This is a genomic window from Thermoplasmataceae archaeon, assembly GCA_038729425.1.
Taxonomy (GTDB): domain Archaea; phylum Thermoplasmatota; class Thermoplasmata; order Thermoplasmatales; family Thermoplasmataceae; genus B-DKE.
The window spans coordinates 6,859-25,277 of the sequence record JAVYSB010000003.1 but is presented as its reverse complement, the minus strand read 5'-3'; the positions used below and the strand labels follow the sequence as shown (position 1 = coordinate 25,277).

The window sequence follows — 18,419 nt, the reverse complement described above, 5'->3', positions numbered from 1 at the left end:
ATAGGCGATAAATGTGACAGATTCAAAGATAAAGAGGGTAAAACAGGTATACTTAGGATCGGAAACTACTGATGGTGCGGGCGTTAGGCTGAAGAGGATATTTGGGGGACATGTTTCGGCAACGTTGACAGATCCATTTCTATTGTTGGATCATTTTGGATCAAACAAACCGGAAGAGTATATGGCAGGATTTCCATGGCATCCTCATCGTGGTATAGAAACAGTTACATATATTCTGGAGGGAAAGGTTGAACATCAGGACAGCGAAGGGAACAAGGGAACCATTTATCCATCCGATATTCAGTGGATGTCAGCCGCAAGTGGCATCTTTCACCAGGAAATGCCAAAGCCCCTTGATGAGAAAGACCCAAGAGAGCTGCTGAAGACAACAGGAATGCCGACAGCGTCTGTAGGCTTTCAGCTATGGATAAATATGCCTGCTAAGTCAAAAATGTCTACGCCAATGTATAATGACATTAGGGGAAAGACGACTCCGGTAGTAGAAGACGGAAACGGTTCTAAGGTAAAAATCGTGGCGGGAGATTACATGGGCACATCAGGCTCGCTAAAAGGCCGAACTCAGATAGATCCAACCTACCTGGATGTGAGAATGGAAAGAGAAACGGAATTTAACTTCAGTGTAAAACCCGGATACACGTCGATAGTTTACAATGTTGCTGGTGGAGTTGCAGTTGGTAAAGAAAGAGAGAACTTATCTCCAGGGTCTGCAGCAGTGTTCGATCAGGTAGGAAATTCAGTGCTGGTATCCTCTGGCGATAAGACTGGAAGATTCATTTTACTGTCGGGAAAACCGCTAAATGATCCAATATACTGGTATGGCCCCATGGTAATGAATACAAGGGAGGAAATAGATGAAGCCCTGTCTGACCTCAGAAGAGGCACATTCATACGGGACAGGAACCCGGTGTTTCAGTGAGAGCCTTGCGGAAGGCTAAACTCCACATTCAATACTTCAAGCGCTTGTATGGCTTCTTTCAATTATTTCATTGCATCCTAGAAGTGCAAGTATGGCGGCAACAGTTGACAGTGGTGAGAAGAGGAATGAAAGGATATAAAGTACCATAGCAGCGTCAAACAGGCCTGCGTTGAACTGGTGCGAGATCCTGTGCATACCAAGTATCACCGCAAGTACCACCCCAACAAGTAGCATAATCGCACCGATAAGAAGAACAATCGCAGCGATTATAAGCCCAGTAAGTTCAGAGCCAGTAAAGGTCAGGTTATTCAAATCCGTAAATATGTTTGGAATCATAGGTAATATGGCCAGCAGGGAAACAATGACCAAGATAAGTCCAAATACAAGGAAGATAGAACCTGTTTTTGGAGTTCTGAACATTTCCGACAGGCGAGAAAGCCGAGCATAACCAAGGTACAGCACATAATACTCAAGAATAGAGACTACGAGAGAGACCCCTGAGATGATCAAGTAATATAAGAAGTCGGGTGAATGTATAAGCTGACTTGCGGCATTACTTCCCTGGGTCTGGAAGACGGTAAAGATATCGCTGATCCCAAGGCTGGTATATGTTTCTACTATGCCAACAATTCCTACGATCAGGCTGATTATGGCAAATATCCTTATGTATAATATTCCGGAAATATCGCTCCCGTTTGCTACGGGTTTGATATCTAGCCCACAAACAGGGCATACGGTGGATTGATCATCTACCACTGACCCACATGTCGGGCATAACCTGGTCATGGCGCGCTATGTTTTAAGACCTAATAAATTGTTTTTCCCAGATCGCAGGGAGTCGCATAGCAATGTTTGTGCAAGGATTCTACCATAATGCAAAAACTAGGCTATCTGATGTGGATTCCTAATATTTAGCATCCCTGTCTCAATACACTCTAGCTTGCCCTTCAGAAGGACAAATCCTTTTTCCGTCATTTAGTTGTAAATAAAGAGCATTAAATATACGCCAGCGCCAGGAGAGTTATAACAAGAACCGGCATCGCGATGATGAAACCCGCTTTCATGTATTCACGGGGAGTTATTCTTACCCCTCTTTTTCTCTCGAGTGTGTAAAGCCATAACAGTGTTGCCAGTGACCCTATTGGCGTGAACTTTGGCCCGATATCATTGCCTATGACATTCGCATAGACTAGGGTCAATGGGCCGTGAATGCCTGCGATAGCAAGATTACCTAACATGACAGAGGGAAGGTTGTTCATTATGGCGGCTGTAAGCCCAAATATAACTCCGGAGAAGACAATAGATGCCGGATTGCCTAATTTCGAAATGAACAGTATCAAGGAAGACATATACTGAGTTAATCCCTGAGCACCAAGGCCAAATACAACTATGTACATGCCGAGAGAAAAAAGCACTATCTGCCACGGGGCTTCCAGCAATATCTTTGTAGTATCTATCTTCCCATGGAACTTGGCTACCAGAAAAAGTGCTGTTACTCCAGGCAGGGCAATAAACGCAATGGGAACATTGAAGATACCGCCTATGGAATAGAGAGCCACCAGGGTAACAATCACAGGAATCGCGAGCTTGAAAACCAAAGGATCCTTTATCGCCGATTCTGGTTTTGCGAGGCTTTCCACGGCGAATCTGGACGGCACGGCTTTCCGATAGTAAAGCCATACAAATACCACCGTCGCGAGGATGGACACAACATCGGGAAGAATCATCTTCAGGGCGAAAATAAGGAACGGTATGGAGAAATAGCTGGCGGATATGATATTAACAAGATTGCTTATCGTGAACGGGATGCTGGCTGTGTCTGCTATGAAACCGGTCGCCATAACGAAAGGCAGAACGTGCTTGGAGTCAAAACCGGACCTGTAGACAATAGCCACCACTATGGGGGTCAAAACCAGAGCAGTGCCATCGTTTGCAAATACAGCAGAAATCCCGGCACCAAGGAGAATAATTAGTATGAAGAGCATCCTGGCATTTCCTCCGGAGAACTTGGCGATCCTGAGCGCAAGGTACTCAAAAAAACCAGCATCGTCGAAAACCAGTGACGCAATTATAATTGCTACAAAGGTGAAAGTGGCATTCCACACGATATTCCAGACAACAACGACATCATGAAGAGAGGTTATTCCGAGGAGAACGGACAATGCAGCTCCAATGAGTGCGGAGTATCCTATGCCAATGTTCCTTGGCCTTTTTATGACAAAGAAGAGGGTGAATATGAAGATTGCAAGAGATGCCAGAAAAAGGATCTGCATCATCACACCGGGTCTTTACTGTGAAATTCATCGGATTTGTACGTACACTCCACACATTCGCATCTCTCCGAGATCAAATTTCCCGTATTCTCCCCTTGTTTTAGCAGTTTTTTCAGGGAATCATCAGACAGGTTATATATTATCCTCTTACCAGAATAATGGCTAGTGACAAGACCTGTTTCTCGTAAATCCTTCAGCTTGTGAGAAATTAGGGACTGAGAATGGCATGTTTTGCGGACAAGGTCACCGACACACTGTTCTCCCGAGGAAAGTATCTTGACAATCTGCAACCTCAAATTGTCGGAGAGCATTTTATAAATTAGCAGATCTCCAACATGGGAGCTTTTTTTCTCAAACAAATTTTTCTTCATATGATTAAATTTTCATATAAAATTTTTACCATTCCAAATTCGGCACCACTTGCTTAAATAGATTTTGATGATCTCTATCCATGAGGCTGCTAATAATCTCCGACGCACATTCTAACCTGGAATCTCTCAAGACGGCAGTATCAGCCGAGAAGTTTGACAAGATGATATTTCTCGGTGATTCCGTGGACTACGGACCTCAGCCGGTTGAAGTATTCGATTTTATCAATGAAAATGCTGATTATATAGTCATGGGAAACCATGACAGGGCCGTTGCATATGACGAGGACTGTCACTGCTCACTTGATATGCATGACTTGAGTGAATATACAAGAAAGGAAATATCCCGTACATTGCTTTCAAAACAGGACCTGGAAAAGATGAAGCAATTGCCGGAAAAGATCATTACAGATATTGATAATATCAAGGTCTACATGACACATGCCTCCCCGTATAACAGCCTGAATGGATATATGTATGGGAGCGAGGCAGAAATGGTGAGTAAGGACAAGAATCTTGTTGAATATTCAATGATCATGGTCGGACATACACATTATCCCATGTACTACAAGAACAGAATACTCAACCCCGGAAGTGTAGGCCAACCAAGGGACGGGAACTGGAAGCCTCATTACGCGACAATGGACACAGATACCATGGAAGTCACTTTCAAAAGATTCAGTTATGATCACGAAAAAACATTGAAAATGCTGGAAGAGATTGTCGGAAATGAAATCATGATGAATAAACTCCGCAAATTCTATATCTAAGCTAAGCCCTAAAGTGGCTCAATAGATTAAAATCGCTTTTCGCAATAACCGCGAAACAAGAAGTGGTTAATAACGATCGAGGCAACAGGGAGTGAGGCCGAACCCGATAAAGGGGATGCGGGCGATACCCACAGTAGCCTTATAACCAAGAATGGAGAACTCAGGCGGGGTTGGTTTGTCAGTTATCTGCTGTCAAACGTTGCAGGCGGAATAAATACTCCGTTAATACCGCTTTTTGTTGTCATATATCTTGGCTATAACGTATCCTATGTTGGTATAGCCTCTGCGCTCTCTTCACTGGCCTCGGTTCCTGCCCTTATTTACTGGGGGAACCTTTCCGATAAGGTTGGAAGAAGAAAGATTTTTGTGTTTACTGGTTTTTTCGGATCGTTTGTTACACTTTTATTTATTACCATAATTAGCGGGGTCTGGGAGTACATTGCGGTACTTATGGTATTCCAGATCGTAGCCATGGCTAGCGTGCCGGTATCAACAATGATCATTCTGGAGAATACTGCCGAGATCAAGTGGCCGCCCATTATGTCCAGCTTCAACATGATAGCCTCGATCGGAACAGTGCTGGGCCTTATTTTTGGCTCGATCCTAGTACTTGGAGACACAGCAATGACGGGATCATCCCTTCCGGACATCTATCTTGTCTCGGCCGTGGTTTACCTCATCGCAGCACTGAGTTCCCTGTACCTTCTTCCTGAACCGATCAGGAAGATCAGGAGAAACAGGGTGAATCAGCTTTTCACTGTCCGGGTAATCGAAAGAACGAGATACCTGCCTTCTTTTATTATTCACGTTCTCAAGGAGGGTAATGGCAAGAAAAAGCACAAGCTTTCAGGGTCATTAAAAAAATATCTTTTTTCCACCACGCTGCTTATGTTTGGATTCCAGATATTCTTTGTTCCGTTTCCAGTTTTTCTTATCGACAGGTTTGGAGCAGGTAACCTGGAAATCTTCATAATGTACCTTTTGAACAGCCTATTTTCAACCATAGCCTTCCGCCCCGCGGGAATGATGGTAAACAGGATCGGGCCGACCAAGACGATCTCGACATCTGTTTTATCCCGAATAGCCATATTCACAGTAGCGGCTCTGATACCATTCGTGATAACATGGAATCTCCTCCTGCTTGTAATAATGCTCGCTTTTTACGGTGTGCTCGGAGGATTGTGGAGTCTTATAAGCATTTCAGAGGTGACTTCAATATCCAAGATGTGTGAAAGGACTGTTCGGGGAGGGGTCATAGGTATGTACAACTCACTCAACGGCGTTGGGCAGATTCTTGGAGCGGGAGTATCTGGATTTTTAGCCCTCTATTTTGGCTATTCTGCAGATTTTCTGATAGCCGCCGCGGTCGTCACTGCAGGGCTCTCCATTATCCTGAAGATCAAGGTGCCCGCATTACAGGGAGCCAGTGCGCAAAATCCCCTGCCTTAAATAATCCCTCTTATAACATTTCTGTCCACAGAGACTCCCCTGGGCGTCAGGATGACCATGTTTTTTCCGAAACCAGCCACATCTCCGCCGGTATCATGACCAAGATACTTGATATCATCCAGCACCTTCCTTCTTACGAGTTCATCCCCTGCAATCGGGTTGTAGTCTATGATCAATATTGAACCTGTATAGGTTAGCTCTGACAGTCTGGAGACATCGTCATAGCGATTGATTTCTACGATACGTATCACCATATCGGACCCAGTAAAATCATCCTGGAGTTTCATATCGTCAAGATCTATAAACCTCCTAGAACCGTCGCTATCCTTGGATGACTTCAGTTTCGTTTTTTTTGCCTTGAAAAGTGCCATCTGATCAGTGAATAAGCCTCACCTGACTTAAATATTTTTTCAAATTCTTTGGCTCTTCTATGCAGGAAAATATCCTGACGGCAAATTAAACGAAACTGTGGAGATCATTTGACACCACTTGGGAAATAGATGACTCTTATGTAACTTATATTTTAGAAAGGAAATGCTCTCATTTCCTAATCATTTTTATGAAAATATTGAACAGATTGGAGAAACCGTCCCCCCAGGTTTTGAGTTTCGGTTTTGTAATCCTCACTCCGTATCTTATAGGTATTTCTATGAATTTTCCCTTTCTCATGGCTTCTATCTTAATTTCCTGGGAGAAAGACATCCCATCGCTTAAATGTCCCATTTTTCTGTATATTCCGGAACGGAAAACCCACATTCCACTCTGTGAATCCTTCATTGAATGCCTGAAAAAGATGCGTATGGTAAGGTTCAGGATACTGTTGCCCAAAAAATGGAGTCGCGTGTAGTTGTCGTCATTTCTCAGTGTCATCCTGTCGCAGGAGATAAAATCCACATCATCTTTGTTCAGCACATCAATTAGGGTGTCCACCATTTCGGTTGGATAAGTTCCATCACCATCAAGGCAGATTACAATGTCTCCACTGGCCTCTTTCAGGCCCGTCTTGTAGGCAATGCCATACCCTCGAAGCGGTTGTTCTATTACTTTTGCCCCCTTTGATGCAGAAATTTCCCTTGTTCTATCTCTAGAGTCTGTGTCCACTACAATGATTTCAAGATCTCCAAGTGTTTTCAGGCCATCTATGACATCTCCTATGGTGTGTTCTTCGTTCATCGTAGGTATAACTGCACTTATTTTAGGCATGAATTAAAAACCCTATCATGTACATTCTATAATACGTTTGTTTTGAGAATCAGCCTATTCTCGTCACTTCGCTTTTTCCGTTTTCCTTCCTTATCTCATACATCGCGTCCGCCACAGAATAGAGTTCCTTGTGGTGTGTTATGAGCACAAGCTGGGGAACGATCCCCTCATCCTTAAGGGAGTATTGTATGATATCTCTGAGGTCAGCCCTTCTGTCCTCGTCTAGAAACGTCGTAGGCTCGTCCATTATTATTGTGCTTATCTTGTTCTCGAGGTAGCTTGATATGGCGAGCCGGACTGCTATAGCCAAGGCAGTCCTTTCTCCCCCGCTGAGAGACTCCATTGCGACCATTGCACCGTTCTGTGACACTTGTATGTCCAGATCTTCGCCCACGACAACATCATCAATATTGAGGTTGAAAGATGAAATCAGGGAGACTGTCTTGTCAGAGATATAAGAGGAGAATCGTTTTCTTATAATCTTCTGAACGCCGTCTCTGTCAAAGGCCCTCCTGATATCTTCAAGTTTCGAGATAGCATTCCTATACTGAATAAATCTCCTCCTGTATTTTTCCTGTGCGTCCTTTTCGGTCTCCAGAATTTTCAAGCTTTCGCTCATCTGCTTCTCTTTTCCGGTAATTTCTGCCAATGCCATCTGTCTGTCCAGCAACTCGTTTCTCAGGGACTGGTAAGCTTCTTCAGCCTTCCTGTAGGCTATCTCTGAACTGGATTCCATATCAGCCTCTTTCGAAAGATCCGACAGCATCCTTTCCATTTCCCCTATCCTCTGCGATATCTCGCTTTCCGCCGCCTTAAGCGAGTTCAATTGATTAATCTTCCTCGAAATGTCGGCATATTCTCTCCTTATTCTTTCAAGAGATTCGACGCTGTCAATGCCCGGAACAAAGCCAATTTCCATCTCTATTTTTCGCATGCGCAAATCTATGTCAGAGATCTCTCTAGCTATTGTCGAACGCTGGTTCCTGAGATCATTAATCTTGATGGAGTCTCGTGTGGCAACCGTGACAGAATATTCACTGTGATTCCTGTTGAGTGCCCCCATCCTTTCCTTGATATTCTTGGCATCAACCTCGACTGATTTCAACCTTTCATAGGTGGCAGAATTTTCCGCCACGCTCCTCTTCGCTTCCTCATATTCCTTTCGTGATGAACTCAGGTTGGACACGGCGGTGATGAGATTTCTTAGATCAGCGCTCTGGATCCGGTCGATCTTGGCGGTGAGATCAGATACAATTTCCGTCTGGGCAGTTTTCTTCGCTGAGGCTTCAGATATCTCATTTAGAATCGCCTGTTCCCTTAAGCGGTACTCCTCGAGCATGGTGGAAATATGATCCTCGGTCAGTTCTGAACCGCAAAGGGGGCACACGCTCTTCCCCTCCAGTGTTTGTAAGTTCTGTCTGATGTCATTCAGGGTCTTATTCAATGAGATGACCTCAGACTTTATTGACTCTATCTTGCCAGAAGCTTCCAGCCTGTCAGCATTCAATTTACCTTGAACAGCGCTGATTGAGTCAGCGTTAATGGGCACTCCCTGAGGAAAAAGGTCGCTGTATTTCTCCAGATCCATTGTTTCAATCTCAAGTTTCTCTTTGCGTCCTCTCTGTATCTCCAGTATCTGCAATGCTTTTTCATACTCTTTCTGTATAGGCTTCCCTTCTGCAAGCTGATCTTCCATAATCGCGGCTTTCTTTTCCAGCTCGTTGTATTCATCAAAGTCTGCCTGAAGCGTCCTGAGTTTAGTATCCAGGTTTTCGTATCTTTCCATTCCATCGGTCACGTAGGCAAGCCTATCCTTAGCAGAACGGAGATCTTTTGCAAGTAGAAGGTATCGTGATATTTTTTCCCCATTGCGATACAGCGGATCATTCTCTATTTCTCTCATCCTCTTTTCTGTATCTGCCAGAGATTCCATCAGTCTTTTTGTCTCATTTATTCTTTCTATTGCACTGTTTATATCGGATTTCATGGTTTTCATCTGGCTCATCTTGGACAGGTAGTCCTGGTAAGATCTGTAAAAATCATCTCTTTCCTCTGTCTTTTCCTGCAATTTGACTGAGACAGAGGTGATCTCCTCATTGATTAATCGGGATCGGGTCGAAAGTTCCTCAAGATCAGCATGAATCTGGTTGATCGTGGTCATGATCTCCGAATACCTATCCTCACTGTACTTCAGTCTGGAGACTTCCATCTCCATTCTGTGTATGTATTCCCCTATCTTGGCGGCGTGTTTGGCAAGCCTTTCTATGTTTATGACTTTCGCAAGGAAATCCTTTCTCTTCCTGGGCTCATCCGAAATAAGGGAGTCGATATCGCCCTGCTTCACAAAAACGGAATTAAGGAAGACTTCTCTGGACATCCCGAGTACTTTTGAAATCTGCGACGAAACACCTTCAGATGTTTCCGCTATCATGGACCCGTCAGCTTTCAACCAAGCTTCTTTTGCTCCTTTCTTGATTGCAATTGACCGGAAGAGTTCATAACTCAGGCCTCCCATGTTGAAGTTCAGAGTTACGGATGCCTCTGTCTTTCCCACCTTAATCAAATCCTGCACGCTTCCTGATCTGCGCTCGTTGAAAAGCGCGAACTTGATCGCATCCACTATGCTGGATTTTCCAGCCCCGTTCTGCCCAACGATCATATTCACTCCTGTCGCAAAATCGATGCTGCTGTCTTCGTGGGAAACAAAATTTGATAGCGCCACTGATTTTAGTATCAAGTTACAGGTCACCTTCTTCTACGCCAAGCTGGTTCAAGACTGTGGTATACGTTATGTTATCATCTTCCCTGAGAAGCGTCTCATAGAGTTTCATGGCCAGTTCAGCCATGTCCTTCTTCTCGGCGAAATACGTCTCGAAGTAGCTTCGCATGCTGTTTTCATCAGGTCTCTCCTTAGACGCATGTTCCTCGCTTATGAATTCTGGTTTCCTGAAAATGGCTGCCTCTTTCATTGAGTTCAACTTCTCCATGACACCTGCCTTATCGATCTTCCCTGATATGCTCACTGTGACCACTGGAGTTTTCAAGTGGCCTGAACTTTGTGCCTTCGATATACCATCCTCAACAAGCTTGAGGTAATTTTCAGGTCTCGCGTCAACCACAAACTGTGGTCTCACTTTGCTCAGGATAATCCTCTTCACAGTTGCTTTTCCATTTTCAAGTGCAACGATGTTGACAGCTTTCCCGTTCTTTGCATATGATCTAATCTCCCTAGTGCTTGTCATCTCGGTGGATCCGGCGTACGCAAGGGTACTGTTGCCTATGTTCTGGAGGTCAGAATCGTGGATATGCCCGAAAGCCATATAACTGAAGTTCACCGGGAGTTCCTTCCTGAGGATTTCACATTCGTCTGGCGGAAGGTAACCTTCGATTGCCTGGTGAGAGATCAGGATGGAGGATTGAGCCCCTTTCGCGACAGCTTCAGCTTTCCTGTATTCATCCGGTAGCCTCGGTTTCCTGAAACCCTTCATATTTGAAATTCCGCATATCGTTACCTCCTCGCCATTTTTGGTATATGCCGTACTTTCGCAGCCATCTTTTCCCAGAAGGATGATGTTGAGGTGGTCAAATATGTTCGCGGCAGGGAAATCTACGCGCTTCGGTCTGTCATGGTCCCCCAGAATCACGTACATTTTCTTTCCACCCTCCCTGATCCTGAGAGCGGCATTCTTGAATTCTGTAAGCGCCCTATTGCTCGGGTCGGCATAATGGAAAAGGTCACCGGAATGCACAAAAAAATCAACATCTTCCCTGAATCCTATATCTATTGCTTCTTTGAATGAATCGTAAAAATCCTCCTCCCTGGTTTCCATCATATATTGCCTGGCCCCAAGATGTGTGTCAGAAATATGCATGAATTTTATCATCTCAATCACCCATTACGCTGGATATATCCCCTCTCACGCTATCGGCGCTATTTTTTTTCTTTCTTTCCTGAAGGCTTTCCTTAAGAAGGGTAACGATGTCAACATCTCCTCCCCCCTCAATTGTCTCTCTCTCCCTTATCTTCACAATTACCGGCATCCGGACAAATTCCCCAAGCAGGATCCCCTCACCGATATCCAGTGAGGGAAGATCAGACATCACTGATTCTCCCACACTTTCTCCACTTTCAATAATGGCTTTCTGGTCCAGTGGGTTCGTGATCCTCAGGATGATCTCGGAGTTGCACTGGCTGAGGACATCCTGGTCTATCTTCCCCGGTCTCTGGGTGATGACAACCAGGAATATGCCAAATTTTCTCCCCTCGGAAGCGATCTTCTTGATGATCTGTGAAATCTGGGTCACAGATCCCGGAGGGACAAAATTATGAGCCTCTTCGACAAAAATGAATACAGGATACCTGTACGCGGAGGAAAGCTTGCTCTCATAGATTTCGTTGACAACTCTGTAAGAGAAATAATTCGCCATGAACTGATCCATTCCGGAAAGGTCAAGAATGCTCATCTGGCCCGGAGCAAGGTAATCTGACCTTCCCGTCGTGGCGTCCGAAAATATGCCTCTGATTTTTTTCAGGAACTTTATCCTGCCATCTATCTTTCTCCTGTCACCTGCTGGTAGATTCTCAAGTGCGTTGAGAAAATCGGCGAAATCTCCCTTTCCGGTCATGGACTTCATCGCATTCTCAACGATGTTTGCAAGGTTTGTCCAGTTTTCCCTTATGTTCATTATTCCTGTGACGTCTTCAATCGTAAGGTCCTGGAAGCGGAGTGTGAATTCTTCCACTATCCCCTTGCCTGCCAGATCATACCTTCCGGTGCTCAGTGGCGTCCGGAAGGTCCTGATGAACCGTGAATACGGATTTGCCGTTCCTCCAGATTTCATGAATACGTAATCCGCGTGAGAATCAAGCACAATAATTGAAGCGCCTTTCCTCAGCAGTTCTTCCATTATCACGCCTGCCGTGTGACTCTTTCCGGCGCCTGTCTGTGCAACAATGGCAAGATGCCTTCTCAGCCCATTCGCGCTGACCGAAATCTTAACGTCCTGCCTGTCACCCAGGTAGCCTATTTCTATGGCATCGTCACCGGGATAGCCAAATGCTTTCTGAAGCAGAGATGATTCAGCTGAATACACCTTTAGCCCTGGGCGGAGCAGTTCCCTTGACTGTTTTAGCTTCCCCCCATCGAATAATCCCAGCGTGCGTGCCTGGCATATGCAGACCTGATCCATTATATTGGATTCAACATACTTCTGTATGCTGGAGAAATCCATGCTGTCATTCAGAAGTTCACTTCGCGACACAATTCTCTCTATCCGTCCAAGGATTTTCGAACCACCATACATTATAGTAACATAGTCCCATTTCTTCACAGGAGTATCGACGCTGATCACGAATTGAAAACGATCAGAGGTATTCTCCCCAACAGTGTAACCAATGTTAGATGCGGATTCTTGCACGTCGTTCACCCCTCGTTTCATAGAAATGTATACCTGTCATCTTTTCAAATGTTTTCATGTAGAGATTCTCAATCTCAGGTGTCTTGAATTTCACAAGCCTGTCTACATCCGCAAGCCAGATATTGTGAGCCTTGATACCCCCGTAACCCCAAAAAATCATACTCAGTATTTCCCGGTTCACCTCAACCGGTATAGGAGATTCGATGATTTCTTCTTGTTTCTTGCCATTAAATATGTCGACCTTAAGAGGAAGATCGATGGTATCAGGCACGGCGTGAAAAGACACCACGTTTATCCTGCGTCCCGTGGCGCCTATCTTCATGGGCATCATTATTGGAGTAGTATATCCGTGGCTCTGGGCTATGGATCTTACAAGAAGGTGGTCAGTCTCATCCCCAAATCTTCCAGAATCCCCAATCAGTGTCTGGAGGTATCGTGTAAATACTCTGGAATCAGAACTCTTTGAAACAAAAACTAGCGGCACTTCTACTTCAGCAGAAATATGAAAAAGTTCCTCAAGGGTTGAAAAATAAAGTTCAGTAAAGTTCTCATAGCCAGAGGCACTGAGTTTTCCCCGATCGTGGATAAGACGTCCCACAAGTGAACCGTCGATCAGTGCAAAGTCCTGTTTGCAGGTCTTCAGGGATTCCATCGTGGAAAGATGCTCATAGTGTTCCATGAGAAGACCTATGAACAGGCTCAGGTCATCACGGCCCACTGAGAGAACCTCCGCAAGGAATTTGCTTGTAACATCATTGCCCATCCTAGTGTACGCTCTGATAAGTACGATCTTCTTTCCCGAATACAGTTCTCTCACGAACTCAGTGCTGTCTGTTGCAGACACAGATCCCCTGAAGTCACCAACAGCCCGATACTCGTGGAAATTCTCGAGGAAGACCTTCTCATAGTGCTTGTAAGATTCCGATCCCCTGTCCATTACCAACGAATCCTTGATGTACTGCATGTTTTCCGTTAGGTAATCCACAAACTCGGAAAACGTATCATTCATGTTGACTCTATTCCAACAGGCAAATAAAAACTTAGCTTTACTGGAGTTTGCAGGAGATCAGGAAAAGGATCATGCGTGTGTCGTACGATGGTAAAAAGGATTTTCCCGCTGTGGCAGAGCTAAATTCCCGAACCTCCTAACAGTAAACATCATTGAATGATCTGCATGGCAAAGGCCCCGGTAGACATACTCTTTATTGTCAACTCAATGGGCATTAGCACTTCGCAACAACGGAAGTTTACACCTGGAAACCATCCATATTTTGCATGTGGCACTATTGCGATCCAAGCAGCAAACCATAGGCCACATCATCCTGATCCGTTTTTCCCTTGCTTATGAACAGATGCCTCGTCTGGGTATATTCCAGGATACCTTCCATGCCCAGCTCCCTGCCAATTCCGCTATCCTTGAACCCTCCCCTGGGAGCTGCTGCAGAGAGCAGATGATACTCGTTGACCCATACCGTGCCGGATTCAAGTCTGCTCCCAATTTTCCTCGCGCGCGATATGTTCTGGCTCCATACCCCGGCAGCTAAACCGTATCTGGAGGAATTTGCGATTTCTATTGCCTCGTCGTCCGAGTCGAATTCAGTCACGGAAAGTACAGGTCCAAATATTTCCTCCCGCGCCACTTCAGATTCAGGGGGGACTTCAGTGAGAATGGTTGGCGGATAATAGAATCCGCTTTCAGGTGCAGATGTCATGTTCTTCCTGTAAAAGATCTTTGAACCATCCGCGGCACCTTTTTCCACAAGGCTTGTGATCTTTTTTTTCTGCTTTTCGGTAGTGATTGCACTCACATCCGTTTCCATATCCATTGGATTCCCTGCCTTCATACCTTCCAGATACGATCTCATCCTCTGGAGGAATTTTTCCCTGATCTTCGAGCTGACAAGCAGTCTGCTGCCTGACTCGCACAGCTGGCCAGAATTCAGGAATATGCCAAACATTACACCCTTCACAGCGTGGTCAAGATCACAATCATCCATCACGATGTTTGGGGATTTTCCACCTAGTTCCAGTGTTACTTTCTTTATATTTTCGGAGGAATCTCGCATTATCTTCCTTCCTGTGATCGTTGATCCCGTGAAGCTGATCATGTTGACTTTTCTGCTCTGGGTCATTGCTTCTCCCACCGAGGACCCTTGTCCGGTAACTACATTCACGACTCCAGGTGGGAAACCCGCTTCTCTTATGTCCGCAGCCATCTGCAGCGCGGTTAAGGGAGTAAAGTGCGACGGTTTCAATACAACCGTATTGCCTGCGAGGAGGGCCGGTGCAAGTTTCCATACAGCCATCAGAAAGGGAACATTCCATGGTGCAATGGCACCAACCACGCCCATGGGTGCATACTGAACTTCCCCCTCAGTATCCGGGTATTCCGGATGTTTTATTCTCCGGCTCTGATTGAAATCGTCATTGTTGGCGAAATACCTTATATGCTCAATCCCAAGGGGTATATCCATCAGGGTGCTCTGCCTGAGGGTTTTCCCTGTGTTTAAAGATTCAAGTGTGGAATATTCTCCAGACCTTTCCATTATCCTGTCTGCAAGCCTTTCAAGGAGCACACGGCGTTCCTTTATGGACGTATGGACCCACTTCCTATAAAATGCGTCATACGCAGCGTCTATTGCCTCCTCAGTTTTTTCTCTTCCAGCAATGGTAATGCGAGCTATGACTGATCCGTCAGTCGGGCTCCTGAGATCCAGCTGTTCTCCATCAAAATCAAAACTTCCGTTTATAAAGTTCCCGTATTTCTCCACCATTCACGCACCTCCGAGTGCAGCAAGAAACATTTTCCTGATATCTTCGGAATTGGAATCTTCTGGGTTCATGGTCACACCAGTAGATTCAGAAGCAAGAGAGACAAGTGAATCAAGTGATTTCAGGTAATCTTCCCTAGTGATCATGGTTTCCCCTATGCTAACAGGCTGTCCTATGTTTTTGAAAAGGGCCACCACTGATTCCTGTAGATTTCCCTTTCTGATGGAACCAGGGAAAAGTGAATTCAGCACGTCATACCTATTTCCACTTGATCTGTTATTGTAACCAATCACAATGGGAAGGAACAACCCAACCGCCTTTCCATGTGCAATTTTGAAATGCGCACCGAGTGAATGCCCAAGCGCATGAGCCAGGCCGATTTGGGAATTCGAGAAAGATAGTCCTGCCATGGAGGCACCTATGTGTAGGTTGCTCCTCGATTCCAGGTCTGAGGGGTTCTCCAAAACCTTTCCAAGGTTGCCAATGATAAGTGAAAGAGCTTTTTCCGCAAGTGCGTCTGAATATGGATTCTTCCACTGGCTGACGTAGGATTCTATTGCGTGGGTGATTGCGTCAACCGCAGTGTTCCTGGTCTGTTCGCGTGGGAGGTTCAAAACCATTCTCGGATCAAGAATAGCATAGTCAGGCAATATTTCCGGAGACGCCAGTTCATTCTTTCTCATCTCGTTCTTTTCGGAGATGACCGCGGCCCAGGTACATTCAGATCCTGTCCCGCTTGTAGTCGGGATGGCCACCAGCCTGCACTTCTTCCGCAGGTAGAGAGGAACAAGCGGAGTTACATCATATACAGACAGATCGGGACGCTCGTACAAGGCAAACATGATCTTGGCAGTATCCATAGATGACCCGCCGCCAAGGCCGATTATCCAGTCCGGGGAAAACTTTTTCAACTCTTCCATTCCAGAGAGCATCTGGTTCATGTCAGGCTCCTCTGAAACATCGCCTATGACAATGGCTTCAGAACCTTCCGGGAGGGCATCCCTGACCATGCCCGGTAGGGGAGTTTTTGCAAGAAACCTGTCGGTGACGATGGCAGCTCTTCTCAAAGGTAGATTTGAAAGGAATGAAAGGGCATCCTCCCCGAACACGACCTGTGGGCTCCTGAAAAACCACATTTAAAATTCACGCCCCCTTTTCCAATCATTTTCTCCTGCACAACCACGAGTATCTCTATCATCTGAAAAAGCCATGAGAATACAACCCGAGAATCTATAAAGAAGTTGCCAAAGAGTCTTAGGGTTGGGCTATTTTCCCCAATTACCCGTTATTATTCCGGTGTCATAGCCACAGAAACTGCATTTTCCATTACTTTTAACCATGACTTTCGTGGTCCTGAAGCCGTGCCTTTCCATTATCAGCGCACCGCATCCGGGGCAGTACGTATTTTCGTAACGGTGACCTGGAGCATTGCCTATGTACACATATTTGAATCCCATTTCCATCGCGATGTCGTGGTGAAGTTCCATGGTCTCAATAGGTGTTGGCGGCAGATCCATGAGTTTGAAATCTGGGTGGAATCTCAGAAATCCTATCGGAACCTTATTTCCCACGGCATCAAGTATGTGGTTGAGCATGTTCCTGAGGTCATCTGTATTATCACCCACTTCCGTGACAACGAGATCCGTGATCTCCAAATGAATGCCGGATTTCTTCATCCGTTCAAGAGTGTGATATATGGGATCGGCGCTTGGCACGGATATGAATTTCCTGTAGAATGCTGCCCCCGCATTTCCCTTGAAATCAACCGTGGCTGCTGTCAGGAAGTCTTCTGCCATTGAGACTGCCTCATCAGTTTCGAAACCGTTTGTAACAAAAATATTAATCAATCCTCTTTTCTTTGCAAGAACTCCTACGTCATGAGCAAATTCCATGAAAATGGTAGGTTCATTGTAGGTGTAAGCAATCCCGGCGCAGCCATGCCGGATTGCTTTGTCGACAATGTCCTCAGGAGAAATCGCCTCGCCCTCTGCCTTCCTTCTCTGGCTGATATCCCAGTTCTGGCAGTATGCGCAGGCGTAATTGCAACCTGTCGTGGAAATAGAAAGAATCTTGGAATTTGGGTACATGTGCAGGACCGGCTTCTTCTCTATGGGATCGACATGCATTGCAGATACTATGCCATAAACAGAGAGATACAGCTTTCCTTCTCTGTTCAACCTGACCCCGCAGAATCCGGTCTGTCCTGGCTTTAGGATGCAGTATCTCCAGCAGGCTGTGCACTTTACCCTGTTATCACTGATCGTTTCATAAAGCGAAGCTTCCATCATAGATAGGACACCAGAGAGGCATAGCCCACAACCGGTTCACCGTAGCCAGTGACTTCCCCTGAAGTGGTATGGTGAATGAGCTTGATCTTTCCACCGAGTGTCACTGTAACACGCATCAGAGTTGCGATCGCACCGTATCCACAGGCACTGACGTCAAGATCCCTTAACGTCTTATAAAATCCCTTTATGTCGAGCTCCTCTATCCTTGCAATCAGTTCAAGATCCTTGTGATCGGTTATTTCCTTTTTCTGGTAATGGTTAAGATCAGAACTCGCAATTATGCTGAACTCATCGGAATGCCTAGATAGAACATTACCCAGGATCTCCGTCACGTCCTCCTCTTGGTACCAGAGGGATAAGGGAACGAAGGAGAAGTCATTGCCGAAGATCCGCTGCAAGAATGGTATCTGGACCTCGATGGAATGCTCAGCCTGATGGGATCTTGGATCATTATCCACAATTTTTGCTTCAGACAGGATCTCATTCATTATGTCAACATTGACCCGGGCATCACCCAACGGGGTCCTCCAATCATCTCTGGTCGTGCTTATGCTTGAACCAGTTCCCCTGTGATTTGGGCCAAGTATCACGAAGTCTCGGCCAGGAGCATATTTCTTCAGGATATTGTACGAATACGCTGCCGTTGTTCCGGAGTACTCGTATCCAGCATGAGGAACAACGACCCCTATCAATCTCCTTATGGATAATTCTGGAATTTCAGCTTTCGACAGCGACATGTCTATGATGGATTCTAGGTCAGATTTGTCCGCCGGATAGAACATCCCAGAAACTGCTGGATATCTCATAAATAACTAAGGCGAAAAGGAATAAATATCCTTTCATTTGTGACCCAGGGTTTATTAAAGCAGTTCTTCAGTGAAAAGTAAGAGATTATTGTTGATATATGCCAACCGTGGGTGAAAGAACGAAAATGAATTGAA

Annotated in this window: 16 protein-coding genes; 3 read left to right on the top strand and 13 right to left on the bottom strand. The window is 45.4% G+C overall.

Annotated elements, in window-relative coordinates:
• Positions 1–13 precede the first annotated feature (13 nt).
• Entirely contained in the window at positions 14–937 is a 924-nt protein-coding gene (locus tag QW597_03430; protein ID MEM0155637.1) for a pirin family protein, read from the top strand.
• A gap of 36 nt (positions 938–973) precedes the next feature.
• Here the strand turns inward: QW597_03430 and QW597_03425 are convergent, their stop codons facing one another.
• The 3 genes from QW597_03425 to QW597_03415 all read right to left on the bottom strand — a co-directional run bounded on the left by QW597_03425 (position 974) and on the right by QW597_03415 (position 3,569).
• Positions 974–1,723 carry a DUF973 family protein gene (locus QW597_03425; protein ID MEM0155636.1) on the bottom strand — a complete coding sequence of 250 codons (750 nt, stop codon included), beginning with the start codon at positions 1,721–1,723 and terminating at the stop codon, positions 974–976.
• A 209-nt stretch (positions 1,724–1,932) separates the two neighbouring features.
• Positions 1,933–3,210 (bottom strand): arsenical efflux pump membrane protein ArsB, encoded by a 1,278-nt coding sequence (gene arsB / locus QW597_03420; protein MEM0155635.1) that lies wholly within the window; start codon positions 3,208–3,210, stop codon positions 1,933–1,935.
• A gap of 2 nt (positions 3,211–3,212) precedes the next feature.
• Positions 3,213–3,569, bottom strand: a complete 357-nt coding sequence (locus tag QW597_03415) for a metalloregulator ArsR/SmtB family transcription factor (GenBank protein MEM0155634.1) — start codon at positions 3,567–3,569, stop codon at positions 3,213–3,215.
• Positions 3,570–3,661: 92 nt separating this feature from the next.
• Here QW597_03415 and QW597_03410 point away from each other — a divergent pair, with 92 nt between their 5' ends.
• Positions 3,662–4,348 (top strand): YfcE family phosphodiesterase, encoded by a 687-nt coding sequence (locus QW597_03410; protein MEM0155633.1) that lies wholly within the window; start codon positions 3,662–3,664, stop codon positions 4,346–4,348.
• A 69-nt stretch (positions 4,349–4,417) separates the two neighbouring features.
• On the top strand, positions 4,418–5,797 hold the full coding sequence (locus tag QW597_03405) for an MFS transporter (protein MEM0155632.1): 1,380 nt from the start codon (positions 4,418–4,420) through the stop codon (positions 5,795–5,797).
• On the opposite strand, the gene sepF is transcribed toward QW597_03405, so the two are convergent.
• The 10 genes from sepF to amrB form a co-directional block, all read right to left on the bottom strand.
• A complete protein-coding gene (gene sepF, locus QW597_03400) occupies positions 5,794–6,168 on the bottom strand; it encodes a cell division protein SepF (protein MEM0155631.1) in 375 nt (124 codons plus the stop codon). The two genes, QW597_03405 and sepF, sit on opposite strands and share 4 nt — an antisense overlap.
• A 169-nt stretch (positions 6,169–6,337) precedes the next feature.
• Positions 6,338–7,000 carry a glycosyltransferase gene (locus QW597_03395; GenBank protein MEM0155630.1) on the bottom strand — a complete coding sequence of 221 codons (663 nt, stop codon included), beginning with the start codon at positions 6,998–7,000 and terminating at the stop codon, positions 6,338–6,340.
• 49 nt (positions 7,001–7,049) lie between these two features.
• A complete protein-coding gene (locus QW597_03390) occupies positions 7,050–9,737 on the bottom strand; it encodes an ATP-binding protein (GenBank protein ID MEM0155629.1) in 2,688 nt (895 codons plus the stop codon).
• A 1-nt stretch (position 9,738) separates the two neighbouring features.
• Positions 9,739–10,884, bottom strand: a complete 1,146-nt coding sequence (locus QW597_03385) for an exonuclease SbcCD subunit D (GenBank protein ID MEM0155628.1) — start codon at positions 10,882–10,884, stop codon at positions 9,739–9,741.
• A gap of 1 nt (position 10,885) precedes the next feature.
• Positions 10,886–12,418 (bottom strand): ATP-binding protein, encoded by a 1,533-nt coding sequence (locus QW597_03380; protein MEM0155627.1) that lies wholly within the window; start codon positions 12,416–12,418, stop codon positions 10,886–10,888.
• A complete protein-coding gene (locus QW597_03375; GenBank protein ID MEM0155626.1) occupies positions 12,399–13,427 on the bottom strand; it encodes a DNA double-strand break repair nuclease NurA in 1,029 nt (342 codons plus the stop codon). Before QW597_03375 ends, QW597_03380 begins: the two co-directional genes overlap by 20 nt.
• 274 nt (positions 13,428–13,701) lie before the next feature.
• Complete coding sequence (locus QW597_03370; GenBank protein ID MEM0155625.1) at positions 13,702–15,192, bottom strand: aldehyde dehydrogenase family protein; 1,491 nt, start codon at positions 15,190–15,192, stop codon at positions 13,702–13,704.
• On the bottom strand, positions 15,193–16,326 hold the full coding sequence (locus QW597_03365; protein MEM0155624.1) for an iron-containing alcohol dehydrogenase: 1,134 nt from the start codon (positions 16,324–16,326) through the stop codon (positions 15,193–15,195).
• Between the two features lie 129 nt (positions 16,327–16,455).
• Positions 16,456–17,478: an AmmeMemoRadiSam system radical SAM enzyme gene (amrS, locus tag QW597_03360; protein ID MEM0155623.1), complete on the bottom strand. Its 1,023-nt coding sequence runs from the start codon at positions 17,476–17,478 to the stop codon at positions 16,456–16,458.
• Positions 17,475–18,284, bottom strand: a complete 810-nt coding sequence (amrB, locus tag QW597_03355) for an AmmeMemoRadiSam system protein B (protein ID MEM0155622.1) — start codon at positions 18,282–18,284, stop codon at positions 17,475–17,477. Before amrB ends, amrS begins: the two co-directional genes overlap by 4 nt.
• Positions 18,285–18,419 lie beyond the last annotated feature (135 nt).

Excerpts from the sequence above, each read along its gene's own strand:
- QW597_03385 (MEM0155628.1), bottom strand. The coding sequence starts at position 10,884 with ATGATAAAATTCATGCATATTTCTGACACACATCTTGGGGCCAGGCAA.
- amrB (MEM0155622.1), bottom strand. The coding sequence starts at position 18,284 with ATGAGATATCCAGCAGTTTCTGGGATGTTCTATCCGGCGGACAAATCT.
- QW597_03395 (MEM0155630.1), bottom strand. The coding sequence starts at position 7,000 with ATGCCTAAAATAAGTGCAGTTATACCTACGATGAACGAAGAACACACC.
- sepF (MEM0155631.1), bottom strand. The coding sequence starts at position 6,168 with ATGGCACTTTTCAAGGCAAAAAAAACGAAACTGAAGTCATCCAAGGAT.
- QW597_03375 (MEM0155626.1), bottom strand. The coding sequence starts at position 13,427 with ATGAATGATACGTTTTCCGAGTTTGTGGATTACCTAACGGAAAACATG.
- amrS (MEM0155623.1), bottom strand. The coding sequence starts at position 17,478 with ATGATGGAAGCTTCGCTTTATGAAACGATCAGTGATAACAGGGTAAAG.
- QW597_03365 (MEM0155624.1), bottom strand. The coding sequence starts at position 16,326 with ATGTGGTTTTTCAGGAGCCCACAGGTCGTGTTCGGGGAGGATGCCCTT.
- arsB (MEM0155635.1), bottom strand. The coding sequence starts at position 3,210 with ATGCAGATCCTTTTTCTGGCATCTCTTGCAATCTTCATATTCACCCTC.
- QW597_03370 (MEM0155625.1), bottom strand. The coding sequence starts at position 15,192 with ATGGTGGAGAAATACGGGAACTTTATAAACGGAAGTTTTGATTTTGAT.
- QW597_03425 (MEM0155636.1), bottom strand. The coding sequence starts at position 1,723 with ATGACCAGGTTATGCCCGACATGTGGGTCAGTGGTAGATGATCAATCC.
- QW597_03410 (MEM0155633.1), top strand. The coding sequence starts at position 3,662 with ATGAGGCTGCTAATAATCTCCGACGCACATTCTAACCTGGAATCTCTC.